The sequence below is a fragment of the Eubacterium maltosivorans genome (assembly GCF_002441855.2).
GTDB classification, from domain to species: Bacteria; Bacillota; Clostridia; order Eubacteriales; family Eubacteriaceae; genus Eubacterium; species Eubacterium maltosivorans.
In genome coordinates, this window is record NZ_CP029487.1 from 2,045,444 (window position 1) to 2,066,925 (window position 21,482).

11 protein-coding genes are annotated in these 21,482 nt (G+C 51.5%); all 11 read right to left on the reverse strand.

Annotated features, from left to right (window positions below; genetic code table 11):
• Nucleotides 1-219: 219 nt before the first annotated feature.
• Entirely contained in the window at nucleotides 220-2,556 is a 2,337-nt protein-coding gene (gene secA, locus CPZ25_RS09835) for a preprotein translocase subunit SecA (protein ID WP_096918704.1), read from the reverse strand.
• Nucleotides 2,557-2,595: 39 nt separating this feature from the next.
• Complete coding sequence (locus tag CPZ25_RS09840) at nucleotides 2,596-3,477, reverse strand: leucine-rich repeat domain-containing protein (RefSeq protein ID WP_243129372.1); 882 nt, start codon at nucleotides 3,475-3,477, stop codon at nucleotides 2,596-2,598.
• Between the two features lie 105 nt (nucleotides 3,478-3,582).
• On the reverse strand, nucleotides 3,583-4,470 hold the full coding sequence (locus CPZ25_RS09845) for an ECF transporter S component (protein ID WP_096918702.1): 888 nt from the start codon (nucleotides 4,468-4,470) through the stop codon (nucleotides 3,583-3,585).
• Nucleotides 4,449-6,143, reverse strand: coding sequence for an ABC transporter ATP-binding protein (locus CPZ25_RS09850; RefSeq protein WP_096918701.1), 1,695 nt, complete (start codon nucleotides 6,141-6,143; stop codon nucleotides 4,449-4,451). The genes CPZ25_RS09845 and CPZ25_RS09850 overlap by 22 nt, the downstream gene beginning before the upstream one ends.
• A 34-nt stretch (nucleotides 6,144-6,177) precedes the next feature.
• Complete coding sequence (locus CPZ25_RS09855) at nucleotides 6,178-8,265, reverse strand: leucine-rich repeat domain-containing protein (RefSeq protein WP_096918700.1); 2,088 nt, start codon at nucleotides 8,263-8,265, stop codon at nucleotides 6,178-6,180.
• On the reverse strand, nucleotides 8,262-9,200 hold the full coding sequence (locus CPZ25_RS09860; protein ID WP_013382153.1) for an energy-coupling factor transporter transmembrane component T: 939 nt from the start codon (nucleotides 9,198-9,200) through the stop codon (nucleotides 8,262-8,264). Before CPZ25_RS09860 ends, CPZ25_RS09855 begins: the two co-directional genes overlap by 4 nt.
• Before the next feature lie 344 nt (nucleotides 9,201-9,544).
• Nucleotides 9,545-10,639 carry a DUF4430 domain-containing protein gene (locus CPZ25_RS09865; RefSeq protein WP_096918699.1) on the reverse strand — a complete coding sequence of 365 codons (1,095 nt, stop codon included), beginning with the start codon at nucleotides 10,637-10,639 and terminating at the stop codon, nucleotides 9,545-9,547.
• A gap of 32 nt (nucleotides 10,640-10,671) precedes the next feature.
• The gene (locus CPZ25_RS09870) at nucleotides 10,672-11,613 is read right to left on the reverse strand and encodes an ECF transporter S component (RefSeq protein ID WP_096918698.1); all 942 of its coding nucleotides are present in this window, start codon (nucleotides 11,611-11,613) and stop codon (nucleotides 10,672-10,674) included.
• Nucleotides 11,610-15,623: an Ig-like domain-containing protein gene (locus tag CPZ25_RS09875; protein ID WP_096918697.1), complete on the reverse strand. Its 4,014-nt coding sequence runs from the start codon at nucleotides 15,621-15,623 to the stop codon at nucleotides 11,610-11,612. Before CPZ25_RS09875 ends, CPZ25_RS09870 begins: the two co-directional genes overlap by 4 nt.
• A gap of 93 nt (nucleotides 15,624-15,716) precedes the next feature.
• Nucleotides 15,717-17,867, reverse strand: coding sequence for an FIVAR domain-containing protein (locus CPZ25_RS09880; RefSeq protein WP_073383489.1), 2,151 nt, complete (start codon nucleotides 17,865-17,867; stop codon nucleotides 15,717-15,719).
• A 14-nt stretch (nucleotides 17,868-17,881) separates the two neighbouring features.
• Nucleotides 17,882-21,475 (reverse strand): dockerin type I repeat-containing protein, encoded by a 3,594-nt coding sequence (locus CPZ25_RS09885; protein ID WP_096918696.1) that lies wholly within the window; start codon nucleotides 21,473-21,475, stop codon nucleotides 17,882-17,884.
• Nucleotides 21,476-21,482 lie beyond the last annotated feature (7 nt).

Below are 21,482 nucleotides of genomic sequence, written 5' to 3' on the forward strand. Positions count from 1 at the left end.
TCCAATGAGCCTTCAGTGTTTTTTATTCAGGGTGACAGCAAGTGTCCCTGTTTTTTATTTAATTGTCCTGTTTCCCTATGAACCGCGCCAACTGTTCGGGGAATAATTTTCTTCTTTCAGTACAATTATAACCGTTTTCAATCAATAATGCAATCCTTTTCTGTCGTGCGTAAAAAAGGCCCTCAAGCGTTCTGTAACACGCTTGAGGGCCTTTTGGCGCTAGCTGTCCGCCTGGCAGCGCAGCAGCGTCCTGATGGTGTTTTCCTGGATTTCCTGAACCATTTCGTCGAACATGGCAAAGCCTTCTTTTGTGTATTCTTTTACGGGGTCGTTCTGCCCGTAGCTTCTGAGGCCGATTCCCTGCTTCAGCTGGTCCATGTTGTCGATATGGTCCATCCAGGCCATGTCCACGGCTTTTAAAAGCACCTCTCTCTCAAGGGCGTCCCGTGTTTCCCGGCCGATTTTGGCCGAAAGCTTTTCAAGATGGCTGCTGAAAAGACTGCCGAGGGCCTGCTCCAGCGCCTCCCGGCTCTTTAGCGTATCGACAAACTTAAAATCGGTCTCTGGAAAAAAGGATTTGCCCAGGGCCTCTTTCAGTCCCTGGATATCCCAGTGGTCAGCGATGGGATCGCTGATGAAGATGTCCAGCACTGAGGCGAAGATACGCTGCCCCATGGCGAGGATCTGGTCGTGTATATTCTCGCCGTCCAGAACCTGCTGGCGCTGCTTGTAGATGATCTCACGCTGCCGGTTCATCACATTGTCATATTTCAGAACGTTTTTACGGTCGTCAAAATTCTTGCTTTCCATTTTTTTCTGGGCGTTTTCAATGCCCTTTGTCAGGATTTTGCTGGTGATGGCCTCGCCCTCCTGAAGGTCGATGACCTCGCTGAGCTTTTTCATCCGCTCATCGCCGAAGATCCTCAGCAGCGGGTCCTCCAGGGATAAATAAAAGCGGGCCTCTCCCGGATCACCCTGACGGCCCGAACGCCCTCTCAGCTGATTGTCGATGCGGCGGCTCTCATGTCTTTCTGTCCCGATCACATATAAGCCTCCCAGCGCCTGAACCCCTTCGCCCAGGCCAATGTCTGTGCCGCGGCCGGCCATGTTGGTCGAGATGGTGACCGCGCCGGCCTGGCCGGCCTTTGAGATGATCTCAGCCTCCTGCTCATGGTATTTGGCATTGAGCACGGTGTGCTCAATCCCTTCTCTCTGAAGATAGCCGCTGAGGGCCTCGGACTTTTCGATGGACACGGTGCCGATGAGAACCGGCTGGCCCTTTTCATGACGCTTAAGGACGTCCCGGGTCACTGCCTCAAATTTCGCCGCCTCGGTCGCGTAAACCGCGTCCTCATGATCGGTCCGGATCATGGGCTTATTGGTGGGGATGGTGACCACGTTCAGATTGTAAATAGAGGAGAACTCGTCCTCCTCTGTTTTGGCTGTGCCGGTCATGCCCGCGAGCTTATCAAACATACGGAAGTAGTTCTGAAAGGTGACGGTGGCAATGGTCTGTGTCTCGGCGTTGACCGGGACATTTTCCTTGGCCTCGATGGCCTGATGCAGCCCGTCTGAGAACCGGCGGCCCGGCATGGTGCGGCCTGTAAACGCGTCCACAATCACCACTTCCTCGCCGGCCACGATATAATCCCTGTCCCGCTGCATCAGCTTATGGGCGTAAAGCGCCTTGTTAATACAGTGAAAAAGCTCCATGTTGACAATATCGGCAAGGTTGTCCACGCTGAAGAACATCTCTGCCCGCTGGATTCCTTTCTCGGTCAGCTGGACGGCTTTCAGCTTTTCGTCCTTCTCATAATCCTCTGGCCCCAGCAGCTTGACAAAGCGGTTGGCCAGACGGTAGAGCTTGCTCTCGGGGCCGCCCGGCCCCGCGATAATAAGGGGCGTCCGGGCCTCGTCGATGAGCACGCTGTCCACCTCGTCGATGATGGCATAATGGAGGCTCCGCTGAACCTGGCTGTCGAGGCTGAGTGCCATGTTGTCCCGCAGATAGTCAAAGCCGAACTCATTGTTTGTTCCGTAGACCACATCAGCCGCATAGGCGGCTTTCTTTTCCTCCGGCGTCTGCCCGCTGACGACAAGGCCGACCCGCAGGCCCAGAAACTCGTGGATCTTCCCCATGAGCTCCCGGTCCCGCCTGGCCAGATAATCGTTGACGGTCACCACGAAAACGCCCTTGCCCTCCAGGGCATTGAGGTAGGTGGGCAGGGCCGCCACCAGGGTTTTGCCCTCACCGGTTTTCATCTCGGCAATATTGCCCTCGTGCAGGACGAGCCCGCCGATGAGCTGAACCGGAAAAGGCTTCAGGCCGATGGCCCTGTACGCCGCCTCCCTGACCACCGCAAAGGCCTCGGCGGTCAAATGATCCAGCGGCTCTCCGTCCTTAAGCCTTTTCCGGAACAACGCGGTCTTATCTCTGAGGGCGCTGTCGCTGAGCGCGGCCATTGCGTCCTCCAGGGCCAGGATCCTGTCCGCTGTTTTCTGAAGCCTTTTTACATCACGCCTGGATGGGTCGAAAATCTGATTTAAAGCTGCCAAAATACGTCTCCTTTGTCAATTGTGATTCTTTTTTACCGGTCAGTCTACATACTCGGTTTTATATTGAAATTCTTTGCAGTAGTCGTCAACTTTTGAGTTTCTTTTGCAGTGTACCACCGTGTTGCCTCTGTTAAAAAGCCAGTCGCCCATGACCTCGGGATCATGGAGCAGCACCACCTTTTTCAGCCGTGGGCAGCCGTGAAAGGCCCACTTCTCAATGCGCCTGACGCTTTCGGGAATATGGATGCTCTCAAGAAACTTGCACTTTAAAAACGCGCTGTCCCCGATGGTCACCAGCCCCTCTGGCAGGGTCAGGGATTGAAAGCAGCAGCCGACAAAGGCTTCCCGGCCGATGATTTTCAGCTCTGGCGGCAGGGTGACCTGCTGCAGCTGCTTGCAGCCATAAAAGGTGCGGAAGGCGATCATCTCGATCTGCCTGGGAATGACCACCGTCTGGAGGCTGTCGCAGTCGATAAAAGCGTTCTCGCCAATTTCCTCAAGGGCTTCTGGCAGCTCAATGATCTTGAGCGCCCGGCACAGCTTAAAGGTTCTTGGCCGGATTACCCGCAGCTTTTTGGGAAGATTGATCTCACGCAGCTTGCGGCACTCCATAAAGGCTGCCTCGCCGATTTCCCGCACACTGCCCGGCATCTTGACCGCCACCAGCTGTGTGCAGCCCCGGAATGCGTTTTCTCCGATGGACATCACCGAGGGCGCAAGCTCCAGCCGGTGGATTTTTGTGATATTCATGCAGGCCTTTGACCCGATGGTGCGGTACTCACCGCCAATGACCAGATGCCTGACCTTATTCTGCCTGGCAATGGCCGTTGTGTAGACGCCCCGGTTTTGGCTGTTCGGTTCAGGGGGCCGTCGGTGATTTGTGTACTCCCTCTGATTGGTGCTTTTGATGTTTTCTGCCATTTCATTTCCTTCCTCTGTGTAATGTATATTTTTTATGCCGCCGCGCTGTCTCCAACACCGTACAGCGGCCATGAAAGCGCCTGACACAGGCATGGGGATATTTTTTTAAGATTTACCGGCTGATCCGTTCTCGATCAGGCCGTATTTTACCTTGATCCGTTCCAGCTTTTCAATCAATGGCCTGGCGCCAAAAAACAGGAAAATGACCGTTGAGCAGGCGTAAATCAGATTAAAGGGCGCACCTGAAAAATATAAGGGCAGCGCCGACCACCAGGTCACCTCACTCTGGTACATAAGCACACTGGCCGTATCCATTAAAAAGCCGTAGATAAAGAAAGTGGACAGAAACCCAAAGAGGCAGAGGGGCCCCTTTTTCATCGTTAATCTTCCTTTTTTAAACAAAAGCCCTGCCAGAAACCCGATGATGCCCGTGGCAAACATCTGCCAGGGCGTCCAGGGGCCCTGTGTCAGAAAAAAATTGGAGGCAAACATGGACACTGCCCCCACCAAAAATCCGGATTCGGCGCCAAAACATACCCCTGCCACAATAACGACGGCGATGACAGGCTTAAACTGCGGCAGCATAAAAAACGCCGCGCGCCCCGCCACCGCAATGGCCGCTAAAAGTGCCAATATGACCAGCTCCCGGGCCTGGGGCCTCCGGCCCTCAAATACCATCACAAAGGGCACCATGGAATAAACCATGATCATCATACTGATAAAGAAATACTTTCGGTCCCCGATGCGGATACCGATAAAAATCGTGAGGGGAATGAGCACAAAGATCATCAGCAGCGCCGCCCATGTCCGTTTTGACAGCTTCCTGCTCTCTGGCTTTTCCACCAGGCTGCCATCGGCTGGCGGCACCCAGAGCTCGCGGTCACTCCGGACTGGGGCCGCATCCTCTCTTTTTTTTACCTCATACTTTTCTTTTGGCTTGCCGCCTTCCAGAAAATCATCCAGAAACCGGTCTAAAGATTCATTTGGCAGCATGTGATCACATCCTTCACGGTAATGGCATTGTCAAACAAATGCCGGGACAAGCGGTTGGCCGAGGTCGTATAAAAGCTGTTTCCCGAAAAAAAGGCTCTCGGGGTGTTGGCGGTCACAATACTGCCCTCAAAGAACAGGCCGCAGGTGTCGGCGTATTGGGCGCAGAATTCCACATCGTGGGAAACCATCACGATGGTCACCCCATGCTCCTGGAGGCGCTTGAGAATTTCGGCCAGCTCCCGCTTAAAGTGGTTGTCCAGCCCCTTTGTCGGCTCATCCATCAAAAGAATACGCGGTTTTAACAGCATAATTTTCGCAAGGGCCAGTCTTTGCTGCTCACCGCCAGAGAGATCATAAGGATGCTGCTGCATAAGATGTCCGATGTGCATCAGTTCCGCCATTCCCTCAACCGCTGTGCGTTTGTTCATGTCGCTGTCAAATTCGGAGCGCCTGCGCTCATTGGTACCGCCAATGGCCTCAAACAGGTCCAGCTCCACTGTCTTTTTGACAAAAAGGCTCTGGGGATTCTGGGGCAGAACGCCCAGGAAGCCATGAAACAGCTCCTTATCCGAATATTTTCGAACTTCCCTCCCTTCAAGCTTTACCTTTCCCCGGTATGGCCGGTTAATACCTGAAATCAAGGACAGGGTGGTGGTTTTGCCGGTGCCGTTGCCGCCTACCAGGGCATACAGCTGGCCCCGCTTGATCTCCAGTGACAGGTCGCATACCACATCGGGAAGATTTTTATCATACCGGAACCAGACATCTCTCAGCTCGACAACGGTCTCAGCTTCTTTAAAATGGTCTGCCTCAATGGGAATACTCTTTTTCTCGACAGGCTTTCCCTCAAACAGCTCCGACAGCCACTGCCTTCCCTCCCGCACAGTCAGCGGGCAGGGCATTTCATTATCGATTCCATCATAAATCTGCATGGGCGCAGGCATGGACAAAAACATATCATGCCCCATACCCCGCAGTTCTTTTCCGATTTCCCGCGGAAGCCCCTGAGCGATAACCGAACCCTGGTCCATGACAATGACCTTATCCGCGGCTGGAAAAATATCCTCAAGCCGGTGCTCTGTCATGATAATAGTAGTGCCCAGGTCACGGTTAATCTTTTTGACAGTTTCCAAAAAATCAGAAGCCGCAATGGGGTCAAGCTGCGAGGTCGGCTCGTCCAGAATCAGCAGCGACGGGTGCATGGCCATGATGGCCGCCAGATTCAGGAGCTGCTTCTGCCCGCCGGACAGCTCGTTCACATTCCGCCGGAACCATGCCTGAATCCCAAAATAAGAGGCCATTTCCGCCACTCTCAAGCGAATAGTCGGCGTGTCATAGCCCAGGCTCTCAAGCCCAAAGGCCAGCTCATGCCACACCTTATCCGTCACAATCTGATTGTCTGGATTTTGCAGCACAAAGCCAATTTCCGAGCTCTGTGTCCGGATATCCACCTCAGAAAGCGCGCGCCCTTTAAAAAGAATCTCCCCTGTCCGTGTTCCGTGGGGCGTGAGCACTGTTTTAAAATGCCGCAGCAGCGTACTTTTGCCACAGCCGCTCTTGCCGCACAAAACGACAAAATCCCCGTCATTTATCTCCAAATTGATGCTGCAAAGCGCCGGATTCTCCATCTCCGGATAGGTGAACATCAAATCCCTTATTTCTACTTCTGCCATATCTTTTTAAGCAGCTCTGCTGCTCAAGCCTCCTTTATTTTTTGTACAGTGCTGATACCTTGGTCTTTAGCCCCGCTTCACGGGCCATTTTCAGAGTGACGGAATTTTCCGGGCACTCCAGAACCGTCCGCGACGCAAAGCTCTGAGGCGAAAAATACGTGACGCCGGCACCAGCCTTTACATACTTAATCTTCTTACAGTTTGTAAAAGCATTTTTTTCAATAATTGACACACATTGCGGCAGACAGAACGAAGCCAGCGCCTGGCAGCCGTAAAAGGCATATTCGTTGATTCTCAAAAGCCCGCCGGGCCAGTTGACCTGCTCCAACCGCTCACAATTCTGAAAGCACCCCTGGTCAATGAGTCTGATAGTTTTCGGCAGGTCCACTGCCTTTAAGCGCCTGCAGTCCCGGAAAGCCCGGGCCGGCAGAACAGTGAGCCCCTCTGGCAGCCGGATTCTTTCCAAGCTCCGGCAGTTCGCAAAGCAGCTGTGCTCCAGATGCCTCAGGCTGTCCGGAAGCACCACCTCCTCCAGCGCGTCACAGTTAAAAAATGCACCGGCGCCAATTCTTTCTGTCCCCTCCGGGATAATGATTTTACGAAGCTGGGTCTGATTGGCATACTGAAAGCTTTCAACCTGCTTTCCGATATGCCGCACCGATGGCTCCACCAGCGCGCCGGGCGGGGGAACGCTGACCACCTGACGGTGGTGCGTGAGCCTTAAGGCTTTCCAGGCTCCGGCATCGGATACCGTGTAGCCCATGCTTTTGAAAAAAGCGATCATTCCCTCCTCCTCTGGCCGACAAAGCAGCGTGACCGCCTGCATAAGAAAGGGCCTGAGCGCCATGCCGCGGTGCAGATAAAGCGCCTTGACGGCACTGCCTGCAAAAACCTGATTGTCCAGCTCAGCCTTTCCAAGAAAATCGACACGTCTCAGGCGCTTTGTGTCCCGAAAGCTGAAGCGCTCAATACACGCCACATTTTCTGGAATAATCAATTCTTCCACAGGGCATCCCTTAAAAGCGCCCTCACTCACGGTTTTCAGACTTTTGGGAAAAGTAACCTCCCCCAGGCTCTTACAATCTGCAAAGGCTTTTTGCCCAATGCACTCCACGCCCTCGCCGATGAGTACTTTTCTGATTTTTTCACGGCCGCAATAGGCTCTTGGCGGTATCTCCCGGATGCCAAAGACCAGCAGAAATGTATCCTTGGGGTAAGTCTCGAATTCGAGTACTGCTGTTTCAGGGCAATGGTACAGATAGAGCGCGAAGCCGTCCTGTTTTCGGCATAATTTAAATCCCCGGGCTTCCATCAGAAGCCGGGAATCCTGATTCCAACGACAAACAACCCGTGCGTTTGAAGGGAAAGCGGCCCGTCCGAATGCAGGGACCCCGCCTTGAAATATTATTTTTGTTAAATGCGCGCAGCCCGCAAAGGCGTAGCTGCCGATGGCCAAAAGGGATTTTGGCAAAACCAGACGGCGCAGCCTGCCGCAGTGCAGAAAGGCTCCGTCCCGGATCTGCTCAAGCCCCTCCGGCAGAAACAGCTCTCTAAGCCCGGCGCCGTCAAAGCAGTGGCTCTTCAGGCACTTCACCGTGCCTTTAAAACTCAGCTTTTCCAATCTCTCGCAGCGGTAAAAGGCGTAGACCCCGACAGCTTCAATTTTCCCGCCAAATTCAATGGCTGCCAGAGACCGGCAGTTCCAGAACGCGCCATCCTCAACGCACCGTACAGATCTGAGACCTGTCACAGTTCTGAGCTTAAGGCAATTTTTAAACAGCTCCTTTGAAATAATCCTGAGTCCAGAGGGAAGCCGTACATATTCCAACGACTTACAGCCGCAAAAGGCTTCATCTCCAATGGACTCCACCCCATCGGGCAGCATAATCTCCTCAAGTCCCTCACAACCCCAGAAGGCCCGCTCATCAATATGTAAAAGCGTTTTGGGCAGGACAATCCTTGTAATATTTTTCATGTCTTTAAAGGCCGATACCTCAATATCCGTAAAGCCGTTTGGAATAACGACCTCACCACTCAAATGGTTGTTGAGCACATAGCTTCTCTGCAAAACAGCCCGGGGCGAGCTCCGCCCAAAACCAATCTCCACTGTCTGCCGGATCAAATAACCTCAACTCCTTCGTGCCGCGCCTCTGCTTCAGGAATGCGTCTCTTAAGCCACCACCACTTGAACTCAGCCACACCGTCGATAATGACCGGCATCATACAAAAGATAAAATAAAACAGATAGGTGAAAAAGCTGCCCAGTGACAATGGCTGAAGCCCGGACATCTTAATCTGCGGGTTATACTGCGCAAAGGCAAAGCCGTGATACACCCCGGCAATCACACAGGCCAGGACGGCCAGCATAACGACAGAAGCCACTGCGTCGCGGCGGTCAAAGCGGTAAATGGAGAAAGCAGTTCTGCCCTTAAGCCCATATCCCCGCGCCTTCATGCTGTCTGCTGTCTCGATGGCGTTTTCCAGCGCCCAGGTAATCATGATTGACAAAATGGTCACCCCGTGCCGGGCCCGCTCAAAGATACTCCCATTGCTCAGGTCCCGCCCGATACATTTCTGTCCGTTGCTGATCACCTTGATCTCCGCGATAAACTTTGGCACAAAGCGCAGTACCATCGAAAGGATCAGGGACAGGGCGGGAATGATGCGCCCGAATAAAAAGATAAACTTATCCGAGGTCATCACCTTGCTGTAGCAGGAAAACCAGATGAAAACCGTAATCAGCGTTATGCCCATGAATATCCCATAGACAATGGATTCCATCGTGATGGGGTTGCCGTTGTTAAGATAGAAAAGAATCGTAACGCCATAGTGGTTAAACAGGGGGTTGATCAGCATCACGATGATGATCACCGGCAGGCAGAGCAAGGCGGATTTCAGCGCTTTAAGCCATCCCTTCAGGATGCCTGAATAGACAAAGGCCGCAAAGAGCGATACCAGTAAAAACACTGGGTGAAGGATAAACATGCTAAAAAGAAGCACCGCGACAAAATAACCGAAATTAATGACCGGATGATAACCGGAAAAAGAATCTTCCATATCGATCTCCCCTCGATTGTTATAAGATAATCCTTGGCGGAAGCGGAGGTGGCTCGCTCCCGCCGCCTGTCATCACATCCTTTGTTCTTATTTGTGTAATAATTAAGAACGATGGTTTCTGAATGAAGCGGTGCAGGCGCGCGCCCGAATGCTGCCCGTACGATTTCACCGCTTCACCCAACATAGAAAAGATAGGGATGACAAGACACTTAAAAGAGCCGTTGTATGCGAAAGCTCCTCTAAGCGCCTTTTTAAAAGCTTGCAAAGAAGCCCTTAAAAAAGCGCTCAGCTAAAAGCTGGCGACAGAGGGGCGGCCTGTCCCCTCCGTCACCTGTTTTATGGTTTTACCACATGCTGTTATCGCCAACGTCACGGCCAAGATCACAGGTATAAACCCAATTGATCACATCGCCGTTTTCGACGGTATACTGGCTGCACCCATAGTTCGGGAACCAGCCGTTGACGTTATACATCCAGCCAGAGAGCTCGCCGCAGTCAAACTCATAGAGCTGATTGATACCTTCCACGTAGGCCGAATTATAAGCCGGCGTAAAGCTGGATTCCATATGAATACCATTGTCACGGCATACCCGCTGCAGCACATCATGGACACTTTCTCCCTCATTAAACTGAACCGTCGTTGGTTTTAAAATCCAACCATCTGAGGGCACAAAGCTTTCTTTACCGCTTTTCAGATTGCCCATGTTGTTAAGAATGGTCGAACAGCTGATGGAAATGGTACAGCTGCTGCCGCCTGAGCTTCCAGAACCAGTATTTCCGCTGTCACCCGGTGTTGTTCCGTCAGGATTTCCAGCCGTCGTTGTGGGAACCGGCGCGATGGTTTTCCCGGCTACGATATAATAATCCCCGCCAGTTTCCACGATGTTCACTGTCATCTTTGTGGTTTCTGCGCTGTTGTCAAAGGTCACATTACTCATTTTTGCCGGCTGCCCGTTGTTCAGCTTGCAGAAAACAGCCGAATCTGCATCCCATTTTTCCGGCAGCGTAATGGTGAGCTGCGGCACGGTGATGAGCCCCTTGTTGCCCGTCAGGGTGATGCCGAGGCCATAGGCGGCATCGCCGGCCGCTGCCTTGACATTGTTGAGTGTATTCCCCTCTGTCGTAAAATCGACCTTGAGGTTCTGATCCTCCGGATTGTGAATATCCTTGCCGTTAAAGCTCCAGCTGTACTGGATTCCGCTCATGGTGCTGCCATCAAAGGTCACCACCTTGTCCTGCCCCTGGATGGAGCGGAACTGCGCGGCTGTCACAACGCCATTTTCCGGCAGCGGGTTTGTATCTGCCAGCTGAACTACCTCTTCATCAGAGCCGCCCTCTGTCAGCCCGCTGATGGGGTCCTTGCACCCTGCCAGCGTGAGCACGGCCAGCAAAAGCATTGCCAATAATAAAACACCCTTTTTCTGAATACCTCTTTTCATTTTTTCTCCCTTTCTTTTATTGTTTTCGGCCTTTAATGATACAGGCCGAATTTAATCTTTACCCGCTCCAGCTTCTCAATCATCACCGGCCCAAGCAGCGCTCCAAAGAAGGCGGTGCCCAGACCATGTACCGCGTCGTAGGGCGCGCCGGAAATATAGAGCAGCTTCATGGAGCCCCAGTCAAGGCCCACGCCAGAGCCGGAAACACTGGATGACATGACCAGCGCGGCGATGTTCATGATACCGCCGTAGATGATAAAGGTGGCCAGAAAGCCAAAGACCGCCAGCGTCAGCCGGTCCACGGGCAGGCGGCGGCGCTGGAGCAGCACCCCGGCCAGCAGGCCAATGGCCCCAAAGCCGTAAAGCCACCAGCCCACAAAGGGCCCCTGGGCGTCTGAGACAATCCAGATGCCAAAGCCCAGCGCCAGCGATACCACGATACAGATGAGCGGCCCCATGACCACCTTAAAATCGACTTCCTTTTTTGAGAACTCCTGATCCCTGTTAAAGCAGAGCCCGCCGAGAAAGCCCAGAAGCCCCCAGCAAAACATCTGCCAGGGCGTCCAAGGTCCCTGACTGGCAAACATATTGATGACCAGCCTTGCCATAGCTCCTGTCAAAAAGCCTTCCTCAGGCCCCAGGCATATTCCTGCAATGATCACCAGCGCTGTTCCCGCCTGAAATGGTCCCAGCATGAAAAACGCCAGATTCCCGCAGGCCGCAATAGCAGCAATCACAGCAATCACAACAATCTCCCGCGCGTCGGGCCGGCGCCCCTCAAACCGCATGACAAAGGGAATGGCTGTGTAGAGAATAATCAGCAGACTGATAAACAGGTATCTCCGGTCATCCAGAAACCGGATGCCAAACCAGATGGTCAGGGGGATCAGCAGAAAGATGATCATCGCTGAGACAAGGGTCCGTTTTCTTTTTGCCGTTTGTGTGCGGATATCCGCAGCTGCTTTATCCATCATGGCTTCTTAACCAGCTTCGGCCAGAGCGCGCATCCGGTAATATACAGTGCCGCCATGGCAGCTGCCGTACATCCCAGGACAACCGCGGCCTTTTTCAGCTGCTCCTTACCCGACGGCGTTTTGGACACACTTCTGCTGTATGGCAGCATGGCCCCGTCAAAATCCCAGGGCTTAAATTCATCCTCAGCCTTACTGGCCGTCTTTCCAGAGGCTCTGGCGGTCATACCGTCGCTGCCTGCTTTACTGCCTTTCTGCATTCCCAAACGCCCTTCAACAGGCGCCGCCTCTCTGACAGGCTCCGAGGTGCCGGTCAGGGCCATGAGATGCCCCCGGTCATTCCGGTAATAGATGGTTCCGTCCGCGTCACAGTTGAGACTGGTGGTGGTATATTCCTGCTCATCACCCGGGGCGCGGTAGATCACCTCGGCCTGCGGCGTGGTATTGCCTGCCCAGTCCTTTACCCGGACAATGGCGCCGTCGTGGTTGTTTACCGTGATATAGAGGTAAACTGTCTGCTGGCCGTCAGCCGTATAAGCTGTTGTAAGCAGTGGTGAGGCCTTGGACGGGCCGCCGATATCTGTCTGATAGATCATGCTGAGAGAACCCGCGTCCAGAACCGCCAGCTTTCCATTTTCCGTATTGCCCTGGTCAATGACCGTGGCCTTGTTATAATCCTCCTCATGGCCCGAGCCATTCGCCTTCTGAGTGGTGACATACACACGGCCATTGTAAACCACCGGCGATGTGGTTGACGCTGCCGGAAGTTCGGCAACTTTAGCTCCTGTGTAGTGCCCGTCACTGGTAACACCGAGCTTAAAAACCTTCCCGCCGCCAGTGATCCCATTGGCGGTGGCGCCGCCGCCCGCTGTAAAATAAAGGGCGCTGGTTCCGGCGTCATAGGCGATACACGAACGGATAACGCCGCCAGTGGCGTACCGGTCAATGAGCGCCCCCGTCGATTTGTTACGGGACTGCACCACGCCAGAGTCCCCGCCGAAGATTACCGCGTCGCCAACCACCGTGGCGCCGCTCCAGTAATAGCCGCCGTCATCGTCCGAAACCCACCGCGCACGCCGGATACCATTAATCTGGTAAATTTCGCCGTTACTCGTGGTGTCTATACAGAAAAAGGTTCCCTTGTTCGTCGAGCCGCTCCAGGTACCTGAGTAGATAAAACCATCGGCATAGGTAACCTGACAGTTGCTCTGCCCGCCAAAGCTTTCGGTGCGCCAGAGCGAATCCAGGGTATCGGCGTTAAAGGCCTCAATGGTGCCCTTCTCCTCTGGCACGAAGATCATGCCGTCGCCATAGGTGGCATAAGAGAAAAATCCCACTTCTTTCGCGAGCTTTGCCTCTTTGACAATAGCGCCGGTGTTTTTATCCAGCTTGTAGAGCTTGTTGTTCTGGGTAGCGACAAAAATATAGTTGTCCACCACCAGCGGGGTGCCGGCAGTCATCTGCTTGCCCCCTGTGTTGATGTCGCTGTTTATCCACTTTTCGGTCAGGTTGTTTCCCGCGTTTGGCAAGCTGGCGTCCACAATGGCCATGTTGCTGTTGTTCTTCCTGAAGGTTGGCCAGTAGCTCTCAAAATCCACATAGCGGTTCATCTTTACCGTCACCGTACACTGGTTTTTAATGCCGCACACCTCAGCGGTAATCACTGCCGTCCCCTTGACATGCCCGGTGACAATGCCCTTATCATCCACACTGGCCACGGACGGGTCCGAGGAGGTATAGGTCAGTCTGTTTTTATCCGTTGTATCATAGGGCTTAAAGCTCAGCACGCTCAGTTCAAAGCTGGGATTTGCAATATCCAGTAAAAGCGTTTTTTCTGTATCACTCAGTATAAAGCTTTCAATGGCAATGCGACTGTCGGATACCACTGTAAAGGTCGAAAAAGCGTCTGTCGAAAAGCTGAAGCGCTTATTCTGAGCATCGTAGGTAACCAGGGCATTCCCCTTTTCATCTACAAAACCGACGCGCTCGCCGTTGTGCAGGAGGGTCAGCTGGCCGTGCTCGCCAAGCCCCGGCGCCGTGTAACCGCCGGAGGGCATCGTGATTTTAAAGCTCTTGCCCTGGGTATCATATTCCGGTATGGCGTCCGCGCTTTCCGCAGCGGCAAAGTCCCTCAGCCTGATTTCATACTGGCTCTCAACGGCCGGGTCCAGATACTGGGCGTCCGCCTTGAGGGCAGCCCGCTGCTCTGCCGTGACCTCAACCGCCTGCGCCACCACCTGCACAGTCCAGGGCAGTGTCAGGGAACGCCCTTTAACGGTAACGCCGTTATCCGATGCGTTGATCACCGTTAAGGCACCCGTCACCTTTTTCATTTTCTTTTCAGCCTGATCATAGATTTCCTGATCCTTGGTCAAGAAGCCATCGTAATCGCCTATGGCATTCAGCGCTTTTTCAGCTTGAACCAGATCAAAAAGACTTTGGTCGTCGGGTTTTCCACCGCTGTCGATGACGGCCTGAACCGTATCTGTCGCAGGCTCGCATATCGCCACCACCCGAGACAGCACCTTGCTGTAGCCGCTGTTAATGGCGACCTGTATATTGGCATCCTGTTCTGGTGTTAAAAGGGACTGCTGCGCGCTTGTCAGGTTATTATAGGCATTCTCAACCACTTTAACCTCATCCAGAGACGGGCTGGCATTGGTGTTCAGAATCGCCGCCAGCCGAACCACTTCCTTGACCGCGGCAATGTCCTCATCGGTAATGTCCGGCGGGTCGACCGGGTCGTCCTCTGTGACAGTAACCCGGCAGTCCGCGGTAAAGCTGCCCACCTGTGCCATGATCACGGCCTCACCCTTGGCCACCGCTGTAATACGGCCATTTCCGTCCACTGCCGCCACCTGTTCATTGTCCGAACGCCAGGTAACGGTTTTGTCATCCGTCGTATCTGCCGGGCTATAGCTGACCTTGAGCGCGGTCGTCTTACCCTTGCCCAGGCTTACTTCAGATTGATTCAGGCTGATGCTCTGCAGCGGCTTTTCGGCGCTCTCCTCACTTACAGTGACCTCACAGCTGGCGGTGAAATCGCCGAGGGTGGCGGTGATGGTGGCGGTGCCAACGCCAGTAGCATACACAATTCCTCCATCAACATATACTATGCTTTCATCACTACTGCTCCATACTACCCCTTGTTCTACCCTGCAATCTTCAGGATCATAGATCACCTGAAGTTCTCCCTCCGTTTCATATTGGAGATTCATTTTTTCCTGGTTCAGTCTAATTCCCTGTAAATTCCGTGCATCTACAGCTGTTTTTAAATACGCAAGAGCACTGTCTACGCTTGATTGATCCAATGTTAAATCCTGGATAATCTTCATAGCATTATCATAAGCATCCTGAATGTGTTGGATAGATAAAAGCACATCTTTATCTGCCCGTCCGTTAAACTCTGCAATGTACTTCGTTAACGCATCTCTGTTTGCAATAAATATTCCACTGCCATCATATTTATCACCCACATCTTTCCCTGTTCCCCAGAGCGTAAATTGATATCGGACAACGTCGCCATCCTTTGGAATATAATATCCCATTCCCTGTTGTGGAAATGTATTATTTACCATGTACATCCAACCAGATTTTTCAGAATAAGAGAATTCTCCAAGCCCTGGGTAATGTTTATTGCCGTCATTTTGCTCATTTGTTACCCGGTAACCACTCATTTCCTGAATATACATAGGTATATCCAAGACACCAGCATCTGCATTTTTTATAACTGCCAGGTAAAAACCATATGAGGAATTTTCTTTTGTCTCGTAAGCATCTGGTCCGCCCAAAACACGGTCCAATAAATCTGCCCCTGTATCCCCCGCATAGATCGGAACTTCCTCCGGCTCAATAAAATATCCTTGCCCCAGAGTAAAACGCTCAACACTTACTGTTACTGTTCCAACCGGCGCGTCCGCTTTTACGGTGGCCGTATTTACAAAACACGACAGTATTAATACGATGCATCCAATTGTAAAAGCTTTAAATATATTCCTTTTTATGTTTTCCATTTTCTCTCCTCATACAACAATTCTTTATAGTAAGGGTATTCGTTACTGCTCCCTGTTACCAGGAAGCAGGGGCTTACACCCTTTATTTATTTGCTATGCATTAAATCTTTTCCTATAAGCAATTAGCCCCGCTATTGCCAAAATAAGGAAACCAACTGCTACCGCCACGCTACTGTTGCCGTCCTGAACAATGCCTGTATTCGCGTTGTTTCCAGAAGCATTCGTACCTGTCGCATTATTCACAGTGTCAGCCTTATTATCACCGCTTGGATTAGTCCCCGGATTTTGTTCTTCCGGTTTCATCATACCAACCACCGCAAATTCAGAAAAGCTCTTAACCTGAAGGGTAAGCTTATTATCCTTTGGTGTTACAGCAGTCCAAATAAACATACCGGTTTCTTCATCCTTATGACCAATATAATACAAATCATAACCCATCTGTTTTTCAGTGAGAGGAATTGTCAATGTAAAGGTGCCATCTGCATTTTCAATCACCTCAGGCTTAATGTCTGCAAGGAATAAAATATCCGCTTTCTTAGCATCTGAGAACTCAGAAGCGCTGTCAATTGCTTTTTGTGCTTCTGATAATGCTTCTTTATCTGCCATCTTGTCCGTTACAATAATCTTTTCACCTGCTGGTAAACCGTTAACTGTTACACCAGTCTTTTCATCCGTGGCGATGGTCACCAGCTTAGAGACGGCGGCATTCAAATTCGTGGCCACTGTATCTACCTGCTGCTGTGTGCTGTCATTCAGGTTTCCGGCAACCTTTTCGGCTGCGGCTAAGGCTTCCTTTACAACGGCAAAGCTGTCCGCGGTGTAATGACTTTCATCTAATTTTTTAGCTGTTTCAACCGCTTTGGTCAGGTCTTCGGTTTTTGTTGCCTTTTCCATTAAACCCTTTGTCGCATTCTGCAAGTCGGTCAATACCTTGTCCGCTTCTGCTGCCGGCACCTGGCCTTCTGCCAGCCGACCTGCCATGGCATCCGCATTTTTGAGGGCTTCCGCTACCGCTTTCCAGCTGCTGGTGGTGTAAGCTTCTTCCTTGAAGGCTTCGCGCACCTGCGCAACCGCTGCGTTAAAGGCGTTTTCGTCTGCTGCAATCACCAGCTTGGCGACCGCGTCATTCAGGTTTTTAACCGCTGCGGAAACCTCAGCATCTGTGGCATTTTCCTGGCCGACCAGTGCTTTTGCCGCATTCAGGGCTGTCTGCACATTTGCCTTGGTTTCGTCCATATAGGTGACATCTTCGCGCGCAAGCGCTGCTTCTGCCGCCTGGATGCTGGCCGCCAGCGCCGCCTGGTCACCCTTGGCGCTCAGGGCCGCAATGGCGGTCTTAACCGCCTGAGCCGAGTCCGCCACGGTTTTCTGGTTTTCCGCGTTATCCGCGAGATCCGCGTCCAACACGCTCTGGGCGTCGGCGACCGCTTTGGTCAGGGCCGCGTAGCTGTCCGGTGTGTACAGGGCTTCATCGTAGGTTTTGGCTTCATCGACGACTGCTTTTAAAGCCGTTTTGTCAACCGCTTTAACCAGCTGCTTTATGGCATCATCCAGCGCCTTAACCTGCGCCGCAACTTCGTCTTTTGTATTTTCTGTGGTTATTTCCTTTGCCGCCGCAATGGCTGCTTCCAGGTTTTGATAGCTTGCCGCGGTGTACAGGCTGCTGTCAACGGCTTCCGCTTCGGCGATTTTGCTGGTCAGCTCGGTGATGTCTGTTGGCGGAGCCGTGATCAGTATCTCTCCTACATTGTTCGTAACTGTTGGTATTACTTCAGTTCCGTCAAGGTTGCCATCTAGTAAATACATATCTGTGACTTTAGCTTCAAAGTTCACTTTCCCAGTAACATCTTCTTTTGCTTTAAATACCATAGACATGATGACGGTATCAGGTGCCACAATGTCAGAACCCAATTGACTTATATTAACCATGACAGCAGAAATATTTTTGTTATCGTTAACCATATTACTGCCGGTCTTTATAGGCGTTTCGTATGATACGCACTCAACCTTACTGCTATCGTAAACCACCTGGGCATTCATAACACCAAATGATTCTGCACAATTCAAGGTCAGTGTAAACTCTTTCCCTTGCTCGATTTTTTGTTCGTTGTTTCCGCCTTGCATATTTAAGGAAACTACTCTTTTGGGGGTGTTCTCTTCCGCAAAAACCGGCGAGATACAAGCCATAACAAGACAAAAACTGAGGAAAATCGCTGTTAGTTTGCTGAATTTTCGTTTTTTCATTATTCTTTCACCTTTCAAAATGTTCTTAAGCCTACGTTATGTTGCATAATCCAAGTAACATCTAAAGCATTTACTTTCCCATCATTATTAACATCCGCGGCCTTCATAGCCTTTTCATCTAAAGCCCGGGATCCAACATTGTACTGCATAACCCATGTAACATCCAGTCCATTGATTTTTCCATCTCCTGTAACATCTCCGAGCATCACATCTTCTTCCAATCCATTAAATGCGTTGTCCAGCCCTTCAATGGCGCTTGTAACCGCGCCGCCGTCAGCATCGTTGCTTTCAGCCACGTCTTTTGCCGTACTCAGCGCATCCTCCAGCGTTTTCCACTTTTCCGCAGAATAATCTTTCTCATCGAGAGCCTTCATCTTTTCTGTGATCTCTGCGATCTTGTTGTTCAGCTCCGTTTTATCCGGCTGTTCTTTGAGGGTATCGTTCACATAACGCTCCAAAGTAATCTGAGCATTTGCAAGCTCCTGAACTGTGGATGTTTGTACGTCTACTTTCTCTGCGATGGTAATATACTGTCTGGCAGCTTCTATGCTGGATGCCAGATACTTATCTGTTTGAGCAAGCTGTTCCTTGGCCGCTGCAATAGCTGCTTTAAGACTGTCTCCCGCCGCTTCCAGGCCCTCAACCGCTGTAACGTTGGACAAGAGCGTATCTCTGTTTTTAATTCTTTCACGAGACTCGTCGTATTTCAGCTTATCATAAAGGTCCTTCGCTGTATCTACCGGCTTACGGCCTTCAAGGGTTGTGAAGGGTTTGATCTGGTCAATGGCAGTCTCAACCTTTTTCATATCCTCCGCTTCCGTGGTGACCAACGCTTCCACTGCCTTTCTCAGCTTACTGGCCTGCTCGGCTTTCTGCTCAGAAGTCGCCTGGGTATCTTTCTGAACCTTCTCAGCTGCTTCAACTGCCGCTTTCAGATTGTTAATACTGTCCTGAGTATAGATTTCAGACACATTGCTCTTACTTAATTCTGTCTTCGCAAGCTCCAAAGCACTCTCAAGATTTTCATCTGGATAGAATTTTTCATAGATGGCCTGCAGTTTTTCTTTGTTCGTATTTGAAATATTCGATTTTTGCGTATCGTTCAGCTTGTTGTACTGTTCCCAGCACTGGTCAAAATCCTGGCGTTTTTCTTCGGTTATGGCTGCCGCCTCCGGCAGAGCGCCAATGGCGTTATTAATCTGAACCGTAGAGTCTTCAACGTCGCGGCAGTCAAACAAATTATGAGGGTTTTGTTCATAGGCTCGTATAATGGAATTTAAACCACGTGCTACCTGGGCGGATTCGCCGCCTTTTACATCACCTCCGACCTGGCCCCCTTCAAAGAAAGAAACAGCACGTGTGATCAACGTATTTCCGTTTTTGACAAACCGGGCGTCAAAGGGGTCGATCCCGGCCAGCCCAACACTGATCTGAACCTGGGCGTTTGTCCAGGTGTTGGTAATATCATACTTTGGCTTGCCGGTAGAATCCGCTGAGTTGATGTATCCTCCCCAGCAGTTACCCATATAGGTCTGTGCTGCCGATATCTGGTTTAAGCCATCTTCCACAAAAAGCTTAAGGTCATACCATTCGCTGCCCTCCTGTGCGTTGGGATCATAGAAAAACATAAGAGGCTGCCAGGCCATTGTCCACATATCAGCTGCCTGGTCTTTTTCAACCTTTACGCCGTCCGCATCCACCTCAATGGGCGTGACCTTTGATTTTACATAGTCCGCCATGCTATAGCCGTACTGGCTTTCATCAAAATCGTTGGAATACATGGCGAACGCAGCTGTCTGGCTGGCAAAGTAATCCCTGTCGCCGCTGTGGTTAATGATGACGTCCAGCAAGTCATAGCCGCCGACATTTCTGGGATCATATCCAATGGCACTGATGGCCAGAACATCTTTCGCGGTATCGGAGGTGTCGAAGCCATCCACCTGTCCCTGCGCCTTATAGGCCGCGTAGCGGGCTTCATACTGCTTGTATACCTGGTCCCAGAAGCCATCTGGCACCTTATAATTACAACGCGCCGCAGAAAAAACAAGCCATGAGTCGCTGGCCACAGTCGCCGCATCGGGAGTACTGCCCAGCTTGTAGTCAAAAATCAAATCGCAGGCCTTTTTAGCCTGGTCAATAAGCTCCTGTTTTTGATCGTCGGACAGGACGGTCCCATCCTGGGTGAAGCTTCCCCAGGCCTCTGCCTGCTTGCGGTCAGCGTATTTATAAAAATCCGAAGGCAAATAGTACTCTGCCTCATCATTTTCGGTATACTTTACCTCGACCTTGTCAAACTGGGCCAGGCCCCGCGCATGATCGCCCATCATACCAACATAGAAGGTGTTTTTGGTGTCTGGGGTCTCCTCATAATCAATGGTAACCTGATGTGGATTACCGCCCAGATCGGTCTTTATTTTGATATCCTGCACACGGGTTAAGGTGGAATCACCGCCAAGGGCTTCGCTGTAGACGCGAGGCTCCAGCACCACCTCTGTATCCAGGATCACCTTGTCCTTCAAAATGGTATAGCCCGTGTTCAGTACTGGGTGATCGTCGCCCATTTTCCAGATTTGTCCAAAGTCCCAGCCTTTAAAGGTTTCCTGACTCCGCATCTTATAGGTAGGTACCTTTTCACCCTGCGCATTTGCAGGCAGTGTGCTGATCTTTAGGCTGTCAAAATAACAGCTCTCCATATTTTCGTTTGCAGTCGACATCCGCGCCAGCGGCTGAGAGATTTCCTTATTAACCTTGCCCTTAAAGCTCCCGGCAAAGAAACAGTTTTTGAGGACTTGCACCCCTGGGCCAATTCCATAAAAATTGGCTGATGACTGGGTGTTGTTAGTAAAAACAATGGTAGAATAAGAATCCTCAATAGTACCTTTGTACTCACTGCTGTTGGAGACGTTCGCTTCCTTGGGAGGATTAGCGAAATCAACCATTCCACTAAAGCCTACATATCCCTGATAATCACTCTGGATGGTGACAGAACCCGTGGTCGCGCAGCGCTGTATCCAGGCGCCCGGCATCATGTTGGCAATAACACCGTAAGTAGAAGACCGGAGTTTTTTTGTGTCCTTTGTAAAATTCACATTGGCTTCAACGGTCAGATTACCAATCTGTGCGCCTGGCGCCAGAACATCAAACAGACCGGAGCCGCTGTCTTTAAAGTTATAAATCTTATGCCCCATACCGTTGAGCTTCCCTCTGAAAATATAGCCGAAGAGACCTTCGCTTGTAGTGTAGGGCTCATCGGTTGGGGGCAGCTCTGGATAAGGGGTCAGGTTCCCGGCGTCAATATCGGCTGTCAGCAGCAGGTGTTCGTTTTCATACTCAATATCCCTGACTATGTCTGCTCTTAGCGTATTCAGATCCTCGACAGACCCGATAAGGTAGTTGCCCTCGGCGTCCTGCTTTAAGGACGGCGTCCCCTTTTCCTCAGACACTGCCTGTGCTTCCGGCTGTGCAGTGTCTGCCAGCACGGTGTTTCCAGCTTCCTGACTGGTGTTTTCCTCTGCCCTGGCAAAGGGGGTAAAACAGGTCAGTGTCAGCAGCAGCGCCAGAAAAAAGCACAGCCATTTTGCGGGCTTGGTTTTCCTTAAACCTTCCATTATTAAT